The sequence below is a fragment of the Verticiella sediminum genome, assembly GCF_007558815.1.
Taxonomy (GTDB): Bacteria; Pseudomonadota; Gammaproteobacteria; order Burkholderiales; family Burkholderiaceae_B; genus Verticiella; species Verticiella sediminum.
In genome coordinates this window covers 525,845-543,697 of the sequence record NZ_VLTJ01000029.1, presented here as the reverse complement: position 1 = coordinate 543,697, position 17,853 = coordinate 525,845, and the positions used below count along the sequence as shown (strand labels likewise).

At 68.6% G+C, this 17,853-nt stretch carries 17 protein-coding genes and 1 pseudogene; 14 read left to right on the top strand and 4 right to left on the bottom strand.

The window, feature by feature from the left end; all coding sequences use genetic code 11:
- Window positions 1–39: 39 nt before the first annotated feature.
- Window positions 40–1,413, bottom strand: a complete 1,374-nt coding sequence (locus tag FOZ76_RS17020) for an MmgE/PrpD family protein (RefSeq protein WP_143949449.1) — start codon at window positions 1,411–1,413, stop codon at window positions 40–42.
- Window positions 1,414–1,665: 252 nt separating this feature from the next.
- On the opposite strand from FOZ76_RS17020, the gene FOZ76_RS17015 reads away from it, so the two are divergent.
- The 9 genes from FOZ76_RS17015 to FOZ76_RS16975 all read left to right on the top strand — a co-directional run bounded on the left by FOZ76_RS17015 (window position 1,666) and on the right by FOZ76_RS16975 (window position 11,698).
- Window positions 1,666–2,595 (top strand): LysR family transcriptional regulator, encoded by a 930-nt coding sequence (locus FOZ76_RS17015; protein ID WP_143949448.1) that lies wholly within the window; start codon window positions 1,666–1,668, stop codon window positions 2,593–2,595.
- Window positions 2,596–2,867: 272 nt separating this feature from the next.
- Complete coding sequence (locus FOZ76_RS17010) at window positions 2,868–4,190, top strand: Rieske 2Fe-2S domain-containing protein (RefSeq protein WP_143949447.1); 1,323 nt, start codon at window positions 2,868–2,870, stop codon at window positions 4,188–4,190.
- 9 nt (window positions 4,191–4,199) lie between these two features.
- Complete coding sequence (locus FOZ76_RS17005; protein WP_143949446.1) at window positions 4,200–5,174, top strand: PDR/VanB family oxidoreductase; 975 nt, start codon at window positions 4,200–4,202, stop codon at window positions 5,172–5,174.
- Window positions 5,175–5,183: 9 nt separating this feature from the next.
- On the top strand, window positions 5,184–5,945 hold the full coding sequence (locus FOZ76_RS17000; RefSeq protein ID WP_143949445.1) for a FadR/GntR family transcriptional regulator: 762 nt from the start codon (window positions 5,184–5,186) through the stop codon (window positions 5,943–5,945).
- Between the two features lie 9 nt (window positions 5,946–5,954).
- Entirely contained in the window at window positions 5,955–6,923 is a 969-nt protein-coding gene (locus tag FOZ76_RS16995; protein WP_143949444.1) for a Bug family tripartite tricarboxylate transporter substrate binding protein, read from the top strand.
- Window positions 6,924–6,994: 71 nt separating this feature from the next.
- Window positions 6,995–8,275 carry a CaiB/BaiF CoA transferase family protein gene (locus tag FOZ76_RS16990; RefSeq protein WP_143949443.1) on the top strand — a complete coding sequence of 427 codons (1,281 nt, stop codon included), beginning with the start codon at window positions 6,995–6,997 and terminating at the stop codon, window positions 8,273–8,275.
- Window positions 8,272–9,498, top strand: coding sequence for a thiolase C-terminal domain-containing protein (locus FOZ76_RS16985; RefSeq protein ID WP_246129571.1), 1,227 nt, complete (start codon window positions 8,272–8,274; stop codon window positions 9,496–9,498). The genes FOZ76_RS16990 and FOZ76_RS16985 overlap by 4 nt, the downstream gene beginning before the upstream one ends.
- The gene (locus FOZ76_RS16980) at window positions 9,495–9,983 is read left to right on the top strand and encodes a Zn-ribbon domain-containing OB-fold protein (protein WP_143949442.1); all 489 of its coding nucleotides are present in this window, start codon (window positions 9,495–9,497) and stop codon (window positions 9,981–9,983) included. The genes FOZ76_RS16985 and FOZ76_RS16980 overlap by 4 nt, the downstream gene beginning before the upstream one ends.
- Window positions 9,980–11,698 (top strand): FAD-dependent oxidoreductase, encoded by a 1,719-nt coding sequence (locus FOZ76_RS16975; protein ID WP_246129569.1) that lies wholly within the window; start codon window positions 9,980–9,982, stop codon window positions 11,696–11,698. The genes FOZ76_RS16980 and FOZ76_RS16975 overlap by 4 nt, the downstream gene beginning before the upstream one ends.
- A 152-nt stretch (window positions 11,699–11,850) precedes the next feature.
- Here the strand turns inward: FOZ76_RS16975 and FOZ76_RS16970 are convergent.
- The 3 genes and pseudogenes from FOZ76_RS16970 to FOZ76_RS16960 all read right to left on the bottom strand — a co-directional run.
- Window positions 11,851–12,138: pseudogene (locus FOZ76_RS16970) on the bottom strand (integrase); the annotation flags it as partial.
- Window positions 12,131–12,391: an NIPSNAP family protein gene (locus tag FOZ76_RS16965; protein WP_246129583.1), complete on the bottom strand. Its 261-nt coding sequence runs from the start codon at window positions 12,389–12,391 to the stop codon at window positions 12,131–12,133. The pseudogene FOZ76_RS16970 and the gene FOZ76_RS16965, both read right to left, overlap by 8 nt.
- Before the next feature lie 116 nt (window positions 12,392–12,507).
- Complete coding sequence (locus tag FOZ76_RS16960) at window positions 12,508–14,280, bottom strand: FAD-dependent oxidoreductase (protein WP_143949440.1); 1,773 nt, start codon at window positions 14,278–14,280, stop codon at window positions 12,508–12,510.
- Between the two features lie 151 nt (window positions 14,281–14,431).
- Here FOZ76_RS16960 and FOZ76_RS16955 point away from each other — a divergent pair, with 151 nt between their 5' ends.
- The 5 genes from FOZ76_RS16955 to FOZ76_RS16935 all read left to right on the top strand — a co-directional run bounded on the left by FOZ76_RS16955 (window position 14,432) and on the right by FOZ76_RS16935 (window position 17,830).
- Window positions 14,432–15,625, top strand: a complete 1,194-nt coding sequence (locus tag FOZ76_RS16955; protein WP_143949439.1) for a thiolase family protein — start codon at window positions 14,432–14,434, stop codon at window positions 15,623–15,625.
- On the top strand, window positions 15,622–16,044 hold the full coding sequence (locus tag FOZ76_RS16950) for a Zn-ribbon domain-containing OB-fold protein (protein WP_143949438.1): 423 nt from the start codon (window positions 15,622–15,624) through the stop codon (window positions 16,042–16,044). Before FOZ76_RS16955 ends, FOZ76_RS16950 begins: the two co-directional genes overlap by 4 nt.
- A 36-nt stretch (window positions 16,045–16,080) precedes the next feature.
- The gene (locus tag FOZ76_RS16945; protein WP_143949437.1) at window positions 16,081–16,584 is read left to right on the top strand and encodes a MaoC/PaaZ C-terminal domain-containing protein; all 504 of its coding nucleotides are present in this window, start codon (window positions 16,081–16,083) and stop codon (window positions 16,582–16,584) included.
- 218 nt (window positions 16,585–16,802) lie between these two features.
- Complete coding sequence (locus FOZ76_RS28200; RefSeq protein ID WP_281283011.1) at window positions 16,803–16,928, top strand: hypothetical protein; 126 nt, start codon at window positions 16,803–16,805, stop codon at window positions 16,926–16,928.
- Between the two features lie 155 nt (window positions 16,929–17,083).
- Entirely contained in the window at window positions 17,084–17,830 is a 747-nt protein-coding gene (locus tag FOZ76_RS16935) for a FadR/GntR family transcriptional regulator (RefSeq protein WP_143949436.1), read from the top strand.
- Window positions 17,831–17,853 lie beyond the last annotated feature (23 nt).

The window sequence follows — 17,853 nt, the reverse complement described above, 5'->3', positions numbered from 1 at the left end:
TGGATATCTTGGTTCGGCTGGTTTGCTCGTCTTCCGTACTCATGCGCAATGGCGTGCATCGCGCAGGATCGACATCACGCCAAGGAGGTCGTCCTGCGCATCCAGCCTTTCCACGCAACCGAGCACCTCGCGCGCCGCATCCTCCGGGAGCGCATGGCGCGTGGCGGCAAAGAACTTCTTGAGCCGCTGCTCGCGCGTGAGCGGATGGCCGACCCATCCCGAGAGCTCCCGCATCTTCAGACTGGGCGCGCGGCCGTCCTTGAGTCGCACCGTGACGACCGCCCATGTATCGTCGAACTCGCTGGGAATGGCCTGGTCGACGACCAGCTTCACCGACGGCAGCAGCGCCTCGACATCTACCGCGAAGCGACGCTGATTGGTGAAGGAATCAATGGTGACCTCGCCGTCCAGCAATGCGACCAGCGTGGCGTACTGGATGCTGAACTTGCCGTCCAGGCCCGTGCGCGGCGCCGGACGGTTGACGTACTCGAACGGAGGAAACCGGACCTCGACGGAGTCGATCTGCTCACCGCGGATACCGTGTTCGGCGCGCAGCGCCAGCGCCGCGTCGATCGGCCGGTGAGTGAAGTAGTTGCTGGGATATTTCTTGAAGCCGACCCCGGGCTCCACCATGCGCAGCGGGGCCGCGAACCCTTCCACGAGTTTGCCGGGGTCGGCCTCGCCATGCAGGAAGGTATCGAAGAAGCCCTTTGGGCCGAAGACGTCCGTGCTCGCAGACCAGCCCATCTGTGCCAGCACCGCGCACTCGACTCCCATGCGTGCGGCATGCCCCGAATGCGAGGATTTCGTCATCGTGCCGGTGTTCAGCGACAGGCTGCCGGCGCGCGACCCGGCCAGGCCGAGCGCAGCGAGCGTCTGGGGCAGTGATAGGCCCAGCAGCCTGGCGGCGCCGGCGGTCGCACCGAAGATGCCCGTGGTGCCGGGCTTGTGAAAGCCCTGCCCGGTCTTCAGGCCCGTGGCCGCCAGGCGCACGCGGGCCTGCACCTCGAAGGCCACGGCCACCGCCTCGATGACCCTCTCGCCCGGCAGCCGATGGTGCTCGGCGATCGCCAGGATGGCCGGCAGCGTCGGCGAGGTCGGATGATTCAGCGGATACCATGTGTTGTCCCAGTCCAGCGCGTGCGCCAACGTGCCGTTCACGTAGGCTGCGTTCTGCATGGCGGTCTTGAAGCCCCCCGTAACGACGGATGCCTGTTCGCTGCCGCCCATGCCGCGAACATAGTCAATGGAGATCCGCCCCACGCCCAGGGGTTCGTTCGCGCCGGCGACCATGACGCCCAGGCCGTCGAGAACCACCTGGCGCGCCATATCGACTGCGGCGCTGGGCAGCGTCCGGTATTCGATGGCGAGCAGTTTCTCGGCGAATTCGGTGGTGAGGGTTTTCCTGGACATATCGAGAATTCTTCTTGAACTGGGATGAGTCTAGGAACGCCCACCTCACAAGGCCAGACCGCAATCGACAACCCCTGTTTAGAATTCGTGAAGGGTGTGCACCGACCCGGCGCCCATCGACCCGGCACCCGTGGTAGATTCGAGCGGTTGCGGTGGGCTGAACAGACTGGTGTCGCAACGACTCCTTCAACCCAGGCATGGCGCCAGAACCTCGGGTGACATCGCCTTGCGCTGGCGCTTCGCCCCCTTGCCATGGAATTCCGTCAAATCCGCTATTTCGTTCGCGCGGTCGAACTCGGCAGCATGGGCCGCGCGGCGGTTGAGCTCGATATCGGCACCTCCGCGCTCAGCCAGCAGATCAGCCGGCTCGAGGGGGAGTTGTGCACGCGCTTGCTGCAGCGCACCGCAACCGGAGTGGTCCCCACCAATGCGGGCTTGGCTTTTTTCCGCCAGGCCCAGCTCGTCATGCGTCATGCCGAGCATGCGGTAGAGGCCGCGCGCAGCGGGCGGGTATCGGGCCACGTCAGCGTTGGCATGGCGCCGTCCACGGCGGCGGTGCTGGGCGTTCCTTTCCTGCGCGCCATGCTGGAGCGGTATCCGGAAGCGCGCCTGCGGGTGGTGGAAGCGCTCTCGATTCCCCTCACCGCGATGCTTCATGCGCGGCAGATCGATCTCGCCATCCTCTTCGGCCGGGAGCGCGCCCCCCCGTATTGGGCGCAGCCGCTGCTCGATGAGCGGCTTTACCTCGTGGGCAATCCCTCGTTGCCCCATATGCCGCGACGCGGAGAGTCGGTGACGCTGGCGGAGATCTCCGACGTGCCGCTCGTCCTGCCCTCGGCTCCCCATGGCCTGCGCGCGCTGATCAACACCGCGTTCGAGCGTGTCGGGGTCGAGCCGCGCGTGATCGCCGAGATCGACGGTTTCTCCATGCTGATGGATACGGTAACCGCCGGGATAGCGGCCACGGTGCAGCCCGGTGCCGTCCTGGCGCGGCCAGGCGCGCAGGCACAGCAGCGCTGGCCCATCGCCGACGCGCATGCACATCGCAGAAACCTGATCGCCAGCCTGTCCGATGACGAACTTTCGCCGGTGGGGCTCGCAGCGCGCGTGGTGTTGACCGCCACGGCAAACTCGCTCGTTGCGGCCGGGCAGTGGCCCGGCGCCACGCTGCACAGGAACTGAGCGGGCTTGGGCCGGCCCGCCGTCGGCATCGCCCGAACGCCAGCGACATCGAGGGCATCGACACCGCCGTCAAAGGCATCGAGGGCCGGGCCTACGCCTGTCCCGGCCAGGCGGACTTCCTTCTGAAAATCACGGTAGGCATTCTCCCGGGAATGCTCGATAAGCCTTTCTTACCTTTAAATTGGTAGAGCCAAAAAACCATTGACTATCTAGTTTGGGCCCGCATAGAATTGGCTCCACCAAATTGGTTGGGCCAACAAGAGGGGCAAGACATGCTTTCGAAGGAAGACAACGAACTGCTCGTACGCGTCGGGCCGGATACGCCGATGGGGCGCCTGATGCGCAGCTACTGGATTCCCTTTCTCCCCGCCACCGACCTGCAGGTCGACGGCCAGCCTCAGCGCGTGCGCCTGCTCGGTGAGGACCTGATCGCCTTTCGCGACAGCGAAGGACGCCTCGGCCTGATCGACCACGCCTGTCCTCATCGCGGCGCGCCACTGGTCTTCGGCCGTAACGAGGATTGTGGCGTGCGCTGCGTCTATCACGGCTGGAAATTCGGCGTGGACGGCAAGGTGATGGACACGCCGGCCGAGCCGGAGAGCAGCCGCTTGAAGAACAACGTGCGGATCAAGAACTATCCCTGCGTGGAGCGCAACGGTATCGCCTGGACGTACATGGGGCCGAACCCCGAGAGCCCGCCCGCGCTGCCCAATATCGAGTGGAACCTGGTGCCGCAGGAAAACGTGCACGTCAGCTTCCGCGTGCAGGAGTGCAACTGGCTGCAGGCGGTCGAGGGCGAGATCGACTCGGCGCACGCCGCCATCCTGCATGGTCGTATCGATTCGCAGGGCGCGATCAACGACTGGGTCGCCAAGCGCGATCTGCGTCCGGTGTTCGAATGCCAGCGCAACGATTTCGGCATGAGCATCGCCTCGCGGCGCGTGCTGGACGAGCAGACGCACTACTGGCGCGTGAACCAGTTCCTGCTGCCCTTCTATACGCTGGTGCCGCCGCAGACCAAGTATCCCGAGCTCAGCGGGCATGCCTGGGTGCCGATCGATGACGAGAACACGCTGTGCATCATGTTCTCGTATCGTCCGGTGGGTGAACTCTATCCGCGCACGCGCCAGCTTTTCAAGGAAGGCCACGCAGGCCGCGAGACCGGACACGCCAGCGAGCACGCGTATGCGCCGCGGCCGCCCAGTCAGCCGTATGCCAAGTACTGGACCAAATTCAACCTGGACACCGCTTTTCTCTTCGACTACGACGCGCAGACCAAGACGTGGTTTTCGGGGCTGCCGGGTTTGTGGGTGCAGGATGCCGCCTGCCAGTCGGGGGTGGCGCCGATCTACGATCGCTCGCGCGAACACTTGGGCGTGAGCGACACGGGCATTGCGATGACCCGCCGCATGCTGCTCGAGAACGTGCGTCGGATGCAGAACGGTGAGGGAGGGCCGGTGCGCCATGACGACCCCGACTTGTGGATGGTGCGTGCGGTGTCTCTGACGCTGCCGGCCGGCACGTCCTGGCAGGACGAGGATCAGCAAGTCCATATGCAGGCTCGTCTCGGCGCGGACTTCGGCTACACCCCCTGAGAGGACACCGTGGAATCCGTCAATGCCGGGGCCCAAGGCGTCGCCCTGCAACTGGCGCAGTTGCGCTACGAAGCGCACCAGATCGTCTCGTTCGAGCTGGTGGACCCGGACGGCCGGCCGCTGCCGTCCTTCACGGCCGGCGCGCACATCGATGTGCTGCTGCCCGAGGCCCGCGTGCGCAGCTATTCGCTGCTCAACGACCCGGTCGAGACGCACCGCTATGTGATCGCCGTGCAGCGCGATGCGGCCGGCAAGGGCGGCTCGATCTGGATGCACGACGTGCCCAGGGTCGGTTCGCTGATGTACGCGCGCCCGCCGGCCAACGACTTCCCGCTGGCCGAGGCGGCGAGCACGTCGTTCTTCCTGGCCGGCGGTATCGGCATCACGCCGGTGCTCGCCATGGTGCGCCGGCTGTGTGCGCTCGGCAAGCCGTGGCACCTGGTGTATGCGGCGCGTTCCGCGCGCCATGCGGCGTTCGTCGCGGAGCTGCGCCGCCTGGCGCAGGCCGGGCACGGGCGCTTCGATCTCTGGCTGGACGACGAGCGTGGCAGGCCGTTGGACATCCCCGGCACGCTGGCAGAGGTCGACGCCGAGGCCGATGTGTACTGCTGCGGTCCGAAGGGCATGATCGACGCGTTCCTCGACGCTGCCTCGGGCCGTCCCGAGGCCCGGGTGCACTACGAGCGCTTCGGCGCGGCCGGGCCGGCCGCCACGCAGGGCGGCTACGCCGTCGTGCTGGCGCGCACCGGCCAGCGCCTGAGCGTGCCGGCAGGCAAGACCATTCTCGACGTGCTCACGGAGAACGACGTCGATGTGCAGTACGCGTGTTCCTCCGGCGTGTGCGGCACCTGTCGCACCATCGTCATCGAAGGGGTGCCCGATCACCGCGACGATTACCTCACCGAGGAGGAAAGGCAGCGCAACGATTGCATCATGGTCTGCTGCTCGGGCTCGCGTTCCGCCGAGCTGGTTCTCGACCTGTAGGTGATCGCCATGGCGGGAATCCCGAGGAGCGGCAATCCGGCGGTGGGCGGCATCATGGACTATGTGCGCAGCCGCCGCCTGCAGCCGGGCGACCGGCTGCCGTCGGAGCGGGACTTCGCCGAACGCCTGGGAATCGGCCGCAACGCCGTGCGCGAAGCGATCGCCACGCTGGTCGCCCTGCGCGTGGTCGAGGCCAGGCCGAACTCCGGGATCTACCTGCGGCGCTACGAGAAGGACAGCAGCTTCGAGGCGCTGGTGATGCTGGCCGGCCTGGGCGAGGTGCCCGATGCCACCGAGGTGGACGAGACCATGGCCGTTCGCGAGCACCTCGAGCTGCTGGCGGTGGGCCTAGCCTGCCGCCACCGCACGGCGCACGACGTCGAGCGGCTGGAAGGCGTTCTGCGCGAGACCCGCGCCGCGCTGGCGGCGGGCGAAGGTATCGCGGCCTGGGACACCGAATTCCACCTGGCCGTCGCCGAGGCCGCGCACAACTCGGTGCTGGTGAGGGTGCTCAACGCCTTCTACCAATTCACGGCGCCACGCCGCGAAGTGATGTTTCGCGATGCGCAGCAGAGCAGCCGCACCTTGACCGAACACATGGAGCTGCTGGCATCCGTTCGGGCCGGCGACGAGCCGGCGGCGCGCCGGCTGATGCTGACCCACATGGCCCGGGCACGAACTTACTGGAGCGTCGTATTCGATGAGGGGAAGCCTTCCCTCGAAGAATCGGCGGGCGCTGCCCACGCCCCGCCGACACATTTATCACCATAGGAGACTGGGATGTTCAACTTTCGGAATCTGGCCTGTGCTTTGGCCGGTGCAGCACTCTTGGCCAATGCGCCAGCCGCGCTCGCGGCCGACTATCCCTCGCGGCCGATCCGCGTGATCGTCCCGTATGCTGCCGGCGGCAGTACCGACCAGCTCGCCCGCGTCGTGGCTCAGCCCATGAGCGAAGCGCTGGGGCAGCCGGTGGTCATCGAGAACCGCCCCGGCGCGGGCGGCACGATAGGCGTGGATGCCGTCGTGCGGGCGGACCCGGACGGCTACACGCTGCTGTTCGGAAACACCGGGCCGAATGCGGTGGTCGGGCTGATGCGCAAGGTCTCCTACGACCCGTTGACCGACCTGCAGCCGATCTCCACCGTGGCGAACGTGCCGATGATCCTCGCCGTGCCCGCCGGGAGCAAGGCGAAGACACTGCAGGATTTCGTCGCCGAAGCCAAGAGCAGGGGCAGCGCCGTGAACTTCGGCTCGGTCGGCGTGGGTTCGCTCTCGCACCTCACCGGCGAGTATTTCAACATGCTTGCCGGCACGTCGATGACGCACATCCCCTACAACGGCGGCGCGCCGATGGTGACCGCCTTCGTCACCGGCGAGCTGGATGCCGCCTTCGTCACCGGCCTGGACGGCGCGGCCTTCGTCAGTTCCGGCAAGGTCCGCTACCTCGCCGTCGGCACGCCCGAGGCGACCGCGGTTCTGCCGGGCATGCCGGCGATCGCTGACTCCGTTCCAGGTTTCCGCAGCATTGCCTGGTTCGGCGTGCTGGGCCCCAAGGGCATGCCGCAGGAGGTGGTCGACAAGCTGCAGCGCGTGGTCGCCGATGCCGTGGCCCGGCCCGAGACGCAGCGCATCTTCTCCGAGCGCAATGTCGAGGCAAAGAGCAGCACACCGCAGGAGCTCACCCGCATCATCGAAGGGGAGATCGAGCAATGGAAGCCCGTGGTGCGCGATGCCCGAATCGAGATGTAGCCGGATAGGCGAGCCTGCATGAACGCGCTTGCGCCCGCGGGCGCAAGCCATCCCACCATTCCGAGGCACTCATGAGCATTCCCGAGCTGGACGAATTTCCCGAGCAGGCGCGCCGCCCCGCCGACGCCCCGCTTCCGCTGGCCGGCGTCAAGGTCGTCGACTTCACGCACTTCATCGCCGGCCCGCTCGCCACCATGATCCTGGCCGACATGGGCGCGGACGTCATCAAGGTCGAGGCGCCCGGGCGGGGCGACGAGTTCCGCTACTATCCGCCCGCTCACGATGCCGACCCGACGCTGGGCGCGCCGTACTTGTGGTCGAACCGCAACAAGCGCAGCATCGCGCTGGACTTGAAGTCGGCGCGCGGCGTGCGCATCGCCCACGAACTCATCGCAGACGCGGACGTGGTGGCGGAGAATTTCTCCAGCGGTGTGATGGAGCGTCTGGGGCTGGACTACGCCACCTGCAAGGCATTGAACGAGGGTCTTGTTTATTGCTCCGTCTCGGCCTACGGCCGCGATGGCGCCTTCGCCGACCGGGTCGGTTTCGACCCCATCGCGCAGGCCGAGAGCGGTTTTGTCTCCATGAACGGCTATGCCGACCGCGAAGGCGTGCGCGCGCTCTCGCCGGTGATGGACATCAGCACTGCGATGATGGCCGCCAACGCCATCCTCGGCGCCTTGTATGCGCGTGCGCGCACCGGCATCGGCCAGGCGATCGAGCTGTCGCTGTTCGACACCGCCGTGCTGATGACCGGCTACGCCTCCTTGCAGACGCTGTTCACCGGCGAGGATCCGCAGCGCCACGGCAATACCAGTCCCGACACCTGCCCGTCGGGGGTGTTCCGTGCCGCCGACCGCTCGTTCTACATCAATTGCGGCAACAACAAGATCTACCAGCGGCTCATGCGCCAGGTCGTCGGGCGGCCCGAACTGGCCGACGATCCGGTCCTGGCCGACCGCAATGGCCGCATCGCGCGGCGCGAAGAACTCTTCGCCATCCTTGGCGAGGCGTTCGCGCAGCAGCCCTGGGCGCACTGGCAGCAGCGCATGCGCGAGGCCGGTATTCCGTGCGGCGAGGTCCGCACGGTGGGCGAAGCGCTGCGTTCGCCCGAAGCGCGGGCGCGTGGGCTGGTCGGCAAGGTGGCGCACCGCACGGGATGGCTGCCCAACATCGCTTCGCCGATTCGTTATACCGCCACGCCGATGGCCGATCCGGTGCCGGCCCCGTCGGTGGGCGAGCACACGGAGCAAGTGCTGCGCGAGCTCGGCTACGACGACGCAGCGCTCGGCGAGCTGGCTGCGGCCGGCGTCGTGGGGGGTGTGAGTCGTCCAGCGGAGGATCTGGCGTGAGCGCGGCGCACAGCATCGCAACGGGGGCTGCCGCAGGGCGCGGCGACGATCGCTCTCTGCGCGGCCGGGTGGCCGTCGTGGGCATCGGCGAGAGCGGCTACTACAAGCGCGGCCAGTCGCCGGAGCCGGAGTTCAAGCTGGCCTTGCGCGCCATCCTGGCCGCGTGTGCGGATGCCGGCATCGATCCGCGCAGCATCGACGGCTTTGCCTCGTTCAGCGACGATCGCAGCGACGCCTCGCGCCTGTCGGCGGCGCTCGGCCTGCCGAGGCTGCGCAGCACCACCATGCAGTGGGGCGGCGGTGGCGGCGGATGCTGCGCAGCCGTCGCCAACGGCGCCGCGGTCATCGCCGCGGGTCTGGCGGAATGCGTGGTGGTGTTCCGCGCGCTGGCGCAGGGCGAGTTCGGCCGCTTCGGGCAGAGTTCCGGCGCGGCCAGCGTGGCGGGCGACATGGCCTACCAGACGCCCTACGGCGTGCTCGCGCCGCCGCAGAAGTTCGCCATGCGGGCACACCGCTACATGCACGAGCATGGCGTACGGCAGGAGGCGCTGCGAGCGATCGCGCTCGCTTCCTACCATCATGCGCAGAACAATCCGCGCGCCGTCATGTACGGCAAGCCGCTCACGGTGGAGAAGTACGATGCCTCGCGCTGGGTGGTCGAACCCTATCATCTGTACGACTGCTGCATGGAGAACGACGGCGCCGCGGCCGTGATCCTGATGTCGGCCGAACGCGCGCGCGACTGCGCCCAGCGCCCGGCCTACCTGCTCGGCGCGGCGAGCGGCTCGGGCCACCGCGCCGCCGCCTCCCCGCACAATGCGCCGCACTACGCCAGCGCGGGCTTTCCTTCGGTGGCGGAAGATCTGTATCGCATGGCCGGGGTGGGACCGGACGACGTCGGCGTCGTGCAGAGCTACGAGAATTTCACCGGCGGGGTGGCGATGGCGCTCGCGGAATTCGGCTTCTATGCGCCCGACGAGGCGAACGAATTCCTCACGGTCGAGAACCTCACCGCGCCGCACGGCCGCCTGCCGCTCAACACCAGCGGCGGCAACCTCGCCGAATGCTACGTCCATGGCTTCGAGCTGGTCGTGGAGGCCGTGCGCCAGGTGCGCCGCGCGTCCACCAGCCAGGCCGCGCGCAGCGATGTGGCCCTGGTGGCCGGCGGCCCGATGGTCTCGCCGGTGAGCGCCCTGATATTCGGATCGGAGGATACGCTATGACATCGCCGAGCAAGCCGGCCGTTCCGTCGCCCGTAGCAGCCTCGGGCATCTCGTATCTGCCCTCCGGCCTGCCGGCGCCGCAGCCGGATGCCCTCACGCTGCCGTACTGGCAGGGGCTGCGCGAGGAGCGGTTGCGCGTGCAGTGCTGCCGCCACTGCGGCACCTGGCAGTTCGGCCCGGAGTGGCTGTGCCACCAGTGCCTGGCCTTCGATCCGGATTGGACGCAGGTCGAGCCGGTCGGCCGCATCTACAGTTGGGAGCGCGTCTGGTATGCCGCCCATCCTGTCTTGCGCGACCACGGGCCCTATCTGGTCGTGCTGGTCGAACTGCCGCACGCCGGCGGTGTGCGCATGCTCGGCAACCTGCTGGGCGACCCCCTGCAGGAAGTACGCATCGGCGCGGCCGTGCGCGGCGTCTACGAGCATCACGCCGGCGGCGCACAGCCGTATTCGCTGCTGCAGTGGCGGCTGGAGGCGGCTGGATGAACGCGTCGGGCGGCCCGATGCGCCCCGACAGCCTGCCCGACGATATCGACCTGCTCGTGCTGGGCGCCGGTGCCGCCGGCCTCACGGCCGCACTGGTCGGTACCCTGAGCGGCCTGCGCGTGCTGCTGTGCGAAGCCTCGCAGCAGGTGGGCGGCACTACCGCCACGTCGGCGGGCACGGTCTGGGTGCCCGGCAACACGCCCGGGCGCGAGGCCGGCTACGGCGACACCGTCGCAGCCGCCGAGCGCTATCTGCAGGCGCTGGCCGGCGCCGATACGGACGGCGCGCGCAGCGCCTTTCTCGCCCGTGCGCCCGAAGCCTTCGACTTCCTGCTGGCCGAAGGCGGCATTCCGTTCGTCCCGGCCGCGCTGCATCCGGACTATCTGGAAGCGCCGGGAGCCGCCCGCTCGGGCCGCGCCATGGCGCCGCCGCCCTTCGACGGCAGGCTGCTTGGGCGGGATTTTGCGCGGGTCCGTGCGCCGCTGCCGTCCTTCATGGTGCTCGGCTCGATGATGGTCGGCAAGGACGACGTCCAGCGCCTGCTGCGCCGCTATGCCTCGCTGCGCGACTTCCTGTACGCCGCGCGGCTGGCGGGGCGCTGGGCCGTCGACCGGCTGCGCTACCCGCGCGGCACGCGGCTGGTCATGGGCAACGCCCTGGTCGCGCGCCTGCTGCACGCCAATCTCGCCCGCGGTACGGCGGTACGTTATGGCGTGCGTGCCAGCAGCTTGTTGCGCGCGCAGGGCCGGGTGTGCGGCGCGCAGTTCGTGCTGCCCGACGGCACGCAGGCCCGCGTGCGTGCGCATCGGGGCGTGGTGCTCGCCACCGGAGGCTTCGGCCAGGGCGCGGCGTGGCGGCGCCGGCTGCTGGGCCGGCTCGCCGATATTCGCTCCCTCGTCTTCGAGGGCAACCAGGGCGACGGCCTGGCGCTGGCCGGCGAGCTGGGCGGCGCCGTGGAGACGGCGCACCACGCGCCGGCCGCATTCTGGCAGCCGGTGTCCGTCATGCCGCAGCAGCGGGGGCGCGAGGCCCTGTTCCCGCATCTGGCGATGGACCGCGGCAAGCCCGGCTTGATCGCGGTGCTGCCGGACGGCCGGCGCTTCGTCAACGAAGGCGCTTCCTACCACCATTTCGTCGAAGCGATGATCGCGGCAGACCCCAGCGGGCGCACGCCGGCCTGGCTGATCTGCACCGAAGGCTTCGTCAGGCGCTATGGGCTGGGCGCGATCCGTCCCGGCACGCGCAGTCTGGATCGCCACGTGCGCAGCGGCTATCTGCTGCGCGAGGCCAGCGTGGCCGCGCTGGCGCGCCGGGCCGGCATCGATGCCGACGCCCTGGATGCCACTTTGCGCAGCTACAACGCGCATGCCCGGCAAGGCGAGGACCCGGCGTTCGGCAAGGGCCATACGGTACTGAGCCGCTTCAACGGGGATGCCGGCCATACGCCCAACCCCGGCTTGGCGCCGATCGAGCAGGGCCCTTTCTGCGCCATGCAGGTCTGGGCCGCCGACGCCGCCAGCGGCGCCGGGCTGCGCACCGATGCCCACGCGCGCGTGCTCGATGCGCATGGCACGCCCATCGAGGGATTGTATGCCTGCGGCAACGACATGGCCTCGGTGATGGGCAGCGCCTATCCCGGGCCCGGCATCACCCTGGGCCCCGCCATGACCTTCGGCTACGTGGCGGCCCGCCACGCGGCGCAGGCCGGCGGGTGAGCCCGGCCCCGGCCGACTGGCTCAGGCGGTCACCCGCCGGACGACGTCGGTCGTGGCCGCGCGCACGGTCCTGAAGGCGTTGGCGGCGTGGGCGTCGTCCTCGTAGCCGAACGAGTTGGCGCAGGCAGTGCCGTGCGGCTCACGTGCTGGAGCGCCAACTTGGCGAACTTGGGCAGCGGCAGGTTGTGCGGCTGCTCGAAGGCTTCCAGCAACACGGCGCGGCCGCGCCGGATGTCGGTTCCGCCGGGCGCCCAGCGCGTGTCGGCGCGCAACGCAGCCGCCTTGCGTGCCAAGGTCTGCCCCACCGTCTCCATTTCCAGGTTGGCGGGAAGCTCCACCGCCTCCACACGCTCGTGGACGAACGCCTGCAGCTCGGCCGCGAAAGCCTCGGCATCCCGGATCTCGACGGTGGCGGCGAAGCGGTGCCGGGGCCTATAGATCCACCCGGCGGATGAGGCGGGTTTCCTGGGCGAGTATCAGGTGTTCCGAGGCCTGCAGGTACGCGGGAAAGCCCGGATGGGCGTCCCGGCGCAGACTGCGGGCCTCGTAGTCCGCCAGGCTCGCGTAGGCCCACAGGTGGATGAACTGGTTGAGCGGGCCGACCTGGCTGACGTAGAAACCCAGTGGGTTGCCCAGGGTCTCGCGCAGGATGGGCATGGCCATGGTACGGAAGACTTCCAGGAACTCGGGCATCTTGCGCAACCGGATGGTGTAGATGCGGTGATCGACCAGCGGCAGGGCGAGCCCCGCCGCTGCCGCCCGGGCGCCGGGTGCGAGCGGCTCGTGCTGCGGTGCGGACGGCGGCGGGTTCATGCGGACTCCTTGAGTGCGGGTTCGGCCGCGCTCGGCGCCCGGGCTGGTGCCTGGGCGAGGCCGTCCTCCAGCCCGGCCAGATAGCGGCCGGTGATGTAGCCGAAGGTGAGGATGGGCCCGAGCGTGATGCCGGCGGCCGGATAGTTGCCGCCCATCATGCTGGCGCGGTCGTTGCCGGCGGCGAACAGGCCGGGCACGGGGCTGCCTGCGCGGTCCAGCACGCGTCCGACGACGTCGGTCTCGATGCCGTCGAACGTGCCAAGATCGCCCATGACGAGCTTCAGGGCATAGTAGGGCCCGCGTTCGATGGGCGCCACGCAGGGGTTGGGCGTATGGGCGGGGTCGGCCAGGTAGCGGTTGAAGGCCGTGCTGCCGCGGCCGAATTCCGGGTCCTCGCCCTTGCGGGCGTGCTCGTTGTAGCGCGCCACCGTCGCGCTCAGCCCCTGTGGATCGATGCCGGCGCGCTGGGCCAGTTCTTCGAGCGTGCGGCCGCGATGCAGATAGCCTTTGCGCAGCAGCCCGCCGAGCGGCATGGGCGCAGGCTTGGCATAGCCCAGGCCGTATTTGCGGATGGTCGCGTGATCGCAGATCAGCCACATGGCCGCCTCGCCGCCCTGCGCTGCCTGGCGCACCATGGCGGCGCCGACGTCGTGGTAGGAATTCGATTCGTTGGTGTAGCGTCGGCCCTGGCGGTTCACGCCGATGATGCCGGGTTTGTAGCGATCCAGCAGATGCGGGAAGGCACCGTAGCGGCCGTCGCCCAGAGGCACCTTGGAGACCGGCATCCAGGCCGCGGGCTCGGCGTAGCGGATGTCGACGTGCCCGCCGGCCTGCTCGGCCAGGCGTGCGCCGTCGCCGGCGTTGTCCGCGGGCACCGGCGAAAAGTGTTCGCTGCCGGCGCGCCGGTGGGCATAGGCCGCCGTGCGCCGCTCTTCATCGTGAGAGAAGCCGCCGGTGGCGAGCACCACGCCCTTGCGCGCGAGGATGCGCCGCTCCCCGTGCGGCCCGGCCACGCGCACCCCGTGCACGCCCCGGTCGTCGCGCAGCAGTTCGAGCAGCCGGGTATCGGTGTGGATCGGAATGCCCAGATCCAGGGCGGAGCGCGCGAGCCGTGCCGCCAGGGCATTGCCGCTGGTCACGTTGATGCCCCGGCGATAGCGCAGCAGCTCCAGCGTATGGCGGATCAGTCGCCGCGTCACGTAGGCGGCCGAGGTCAGGGATTTGGTCGCCTTGAAGAAGTGCGCGATGTCGGCATTGGACGAGTTGAACATCATGCCGAAGAACGTGATGGTCTCCAGCGGCGGGCGCAGCCGCGCCATGTCGCCGCCGAGCGCGCGGATGTCGTAGGGGGCTGCGAGGATGGAGCGTCCGACCGGCGCGCCGCCCTCGACGTCGGGGTGGTAGTCCGGATACAGCGTGGGCACGAACGCCACCTGCGTCTCGCGCTCGAAGAACTCGACCATCTCGGGCGCCTTGTCCAGGAAGGCGTCGACCATCGCAGCGTCGAAGTACTCGCCCGCTTCGTGCTGCAGGTAGCGCCTGGCCAGCGCGCGGCTGTCTTTCGGATTGGCCTGCTTGCCGTGGGCGTTGCCGGGAATCCACAGCACGCCGCCCGAGAACGCGGCGGTGCCGCCGAAGTACGGGCTTTTTTCGATGATGACCGCTTCGAGCCCGTGCCTGGCCGCCGTCACGGCCGTCGCCATGCCGCCGGCGCCAGCGCCCAGCACGACGACGTCGCACGTGTCGGTGTTCCTTGGGTCATCGTTCATAGGGTTGTCCCTCTCGCTTTGGTGTACGGCCGCCGACGGCGTGCCGCGTCGATGGTCTCGTTGTCGGATGTGCTTGGTCTCTTATGTCCAATGGTACTTCCATTGGTCTACAATGTTCAACTCACAAGCAACTCGAACCCGGAGGGAGAGGATGACGACACGGGTAGCCATCGTCGGCACCAGCGCGGTTCCGGTCGGCCGGATCCAGGCCGCGCCGGATGCGCCGCTGCAGGTGCTGGAACAGGAGATCATGACGCGTCTGGTGGTGGACGCAGTCCAGGACGCCGGCGTCGAGCGCAGGGACATCCAGAGCCTGGTCTTCACCCTGCCCAGGCCCTACACGCTGCAGAAGTACTTTCATACGTTCCTGGTGAGTCATCTGCGCCTGGCCTGCACGGGCAACGTGATGGAAGTCATGGGCAACGGCATGACGGCCGCCCTGGCGTTCGACCAGGCGTGCAACGAGATCGCGCTCGGCCGGGCCAAGGTCGCGCTTGCGCTCGGCGTGAACATGGAGTCGGCGATTCCGGCCAGCGAGCACGCCATGAGCAGCATGCGCACCACGGGCGACGTGGACTTCCACTCGAGCGTCGGCTTTACGCCGATCGCCTGGTACGCCATGGACGCCATGCGCTACATGCACGAGTACGGCGCCACCCGTGAGCAACTGGCCGCCGTCGCGGTGAAGAACCGATACCATGCCAGCCTCAATCCGCTGGCCCAATACCGCAAGCCGACCACGATCGATGAAGTGCTGGCGGCCCGTCCCATCGTGGAGCCGCTCGGCCTGTTCGACGTGCCGGGCCGCAGTGACGGCGCCGCCTGCATCGTGCTGGCGTCCGAGGAGGTCGCGCGCAGCCTGGGCAAGCCCTACGCCATTGTGCGCGGCCGCGGCTTCTGCCATGACGGTTCGCACCAGATCAATGAAATCCCCAACGACATGATCGAGCTGGCGTCGGCGCGCCGGGCCTCGGCCGATGCCTATGCGCAGGCCGGCATTACGGCCGAGGACGTCGATCTGGCGGAGATCTATGCACCCTGCACCATCATCGAAGTGCTGGTGAGCGAAGCGCTGGGCCTGTTCGGCCGCGGCCAGGGCGCCCCGGCCGCGCTCGCCGGCGAGACCCGGCTGGGCGGGCGGATTCCGCTGTCCACTTCGGGTGGCCTGACCTCGCGCGGGCACCCGGCCTACGTCACGTCGCTCTACAGCTATGTCGAGATGGCCGACCAGTTGTTCGGCCGTGCCGGCGAGCGGCAGGTGGCCGACGCCCGCCTGGGCGTCACCACGGGCGAGCTGGGCAACTACAACGCCGCTCTGATTCACGTTCTGGAGGCTGTGCGATGACTTTGGACATCATCGAACTTGCGCATGCGCGCGCCTACCCGCCGAGGGTGTCGGAATTCACGCAGCCGTTCTGGCAAGGGCTGGCCGAAGGCCGCTGGCAGACCACCCGCTGCACCCAGTGCTCGCGCTTCACCTTTCCGCCCAAGCCCATCTGCCCACACTGCTGGTCGAAGGACATGGCATGGGAGGCGTTCGCCACGGAGGGCGAACTGTATTCCTGGACGAGGGTGCACGCGCCGCCCGCCGTCTTCGCCGGCGAAGCGCCGTATTCGCTGGGGATCATCGATCTGGACGGCGGGCTGCGCATCGCCGTCCGGCTGCTCGATCCCGACTCCGGCACGTACGCGCCCGGCATGCGCATGCGGATGGTGGCCCTGCGCTACCAGGATGGCCCGCTCTTCGCGGCCCGCCCGGCCTGAAGTGCAGCCGATACCCTCACACTCCGGAATTCGATCATGCAAACCCAAGATTCGCTGCGCCACGAGGATCTCGCCCAGGCCCGCGGCATGTATTTCGAAGACTTCGTCATCGGCAAGCGCTACGCCACTTCGCGCCGTACGGTGACCTCGACCGACATCGTCAACTTCGCCTGCCTGTCGGGCGACCACAACGCGCCGCACATCGACCACGAGTTCTGCAAGACCCAGTCGTACGGAGAGCCGATCGCGCACGGCCCGCTCATCCTCGCCATCGCGGGCGGCCTGCAGTGCCTGAGCGGCGTCAACGACGGCACGATCGTGGCCATGCTGGGCGTCGACAAGTGGCGCATGCACCTGCCCGTCAAGCACGGCGACACCATCCACGTGGTGTTCACCCCCACCGAGAAGAAGCTGAGCTCGTCCGGCAGAACCGGCACCGTCGTCATCGACCGCCTGATCGTCAACCAGCGCGGCGAAGTCGTGCATTCGATGGTGGTCAGTCTGCTGTACCGCTGCCGCCCGCAGGACCAGGCGGCTTGAGGGCAGGGCGTCGCAGGATGAAAGTCGCCACTATCGATCGATTCGGAAAGGAACCACGATCGAACATGCCGGACGCGCTACGTACGAGCTCGACGCCGCCGGCATCGCCGGAATCGCGCTGAACCGCCCGGAAAGGCGCAACGCGCCGGGCGGTACATTTCGCGGGAAAGTCGTCGCCGCGCCCGGCCAGATGGGGGGGGGCGGATGCGGCCGCGCGCGTGGTCGTGCTGCCGGGGAGGCCGGTCCGGCATGCTGCGCAGAACATCCGCTTCGAGACCGCGGATGGCCGGGAAGGCATGCGCGCCTTCGTCGAGCAACGCGAGCCGGTGTTCGTCGGGCGCTGAGCCCCGACATTGCGCACGACCGAGCCCGGCCGACGGCCCCGGGCAGCGAGCCGGTTGCGCCGCTATGCGCCGCGACGCAGCCGTGCGCACTCCGATGGACAAGACGGCCGAGCCGGTAGAATCGGGTTTGATTCAGCTACTGAGCATTTACCGCAATGGAAGACCACTCTTCACCCGATTCGCCCCTGGAGTTCGTGCCGATCGTCCCGCAGCGCGCCTTCGAGGACATCGCCGGCCAGATCCGCGGCCTGATCGCCAGCGGCCGGCTCAAACCGGGCGATCGGCTGCCGGCCGAACGCAAGCTGTCCGCCCAGTTCAACGTCAGCCGCAACACCATGCGGGAGGCTCTGCGGGCGCTGGAACTGTCCGGCCTGGTCGAGCTGCGCAAGGGGGCGGCGGGCGGAGCCTTCGTTCTTCCCGGCAGCCCGGACGTCATCGTGAACGGCTTGATGAATCTCTATCACCTGGGCGCCATCTCCCCCGCGCAATTGACCGAAGCGCGCATCTGGCTGACCGCGGTGGTCGTGCGCGTGGCCTGCGAACGCGTCACCGAAGAGGATCTCGCCGCACTGGAGGCCAATATCGCGGCGGCGACCGCGGCGCGGGACGCCGGCGACTTCGAGCGGAGGGCGCGCCTGCAGGTCGAGTTCCATGTCCGGCTGGCCGAGACCACGCGCAACCCGGTGCTGCACGCGACCATGATGGGCGTGTCCGAAGTGCTGCAGGAGTTCATCCGCGGCATCGGGCCCAGCGACAACCCGTATGTCCTGCCGTCGCGGCGCCGTTTCATGCAGCATCTGCGCAAGCGCGACGCCGACGCCGCCGTCGCCGAGATGACCAAGCTGCTCGAGCGCCTGCGCGTGAGCTATCTCAGCCAGTGGGAGGCCAAGCAGCGGGCGTGAGCCCGTGCCTCCATTCCTCCCGG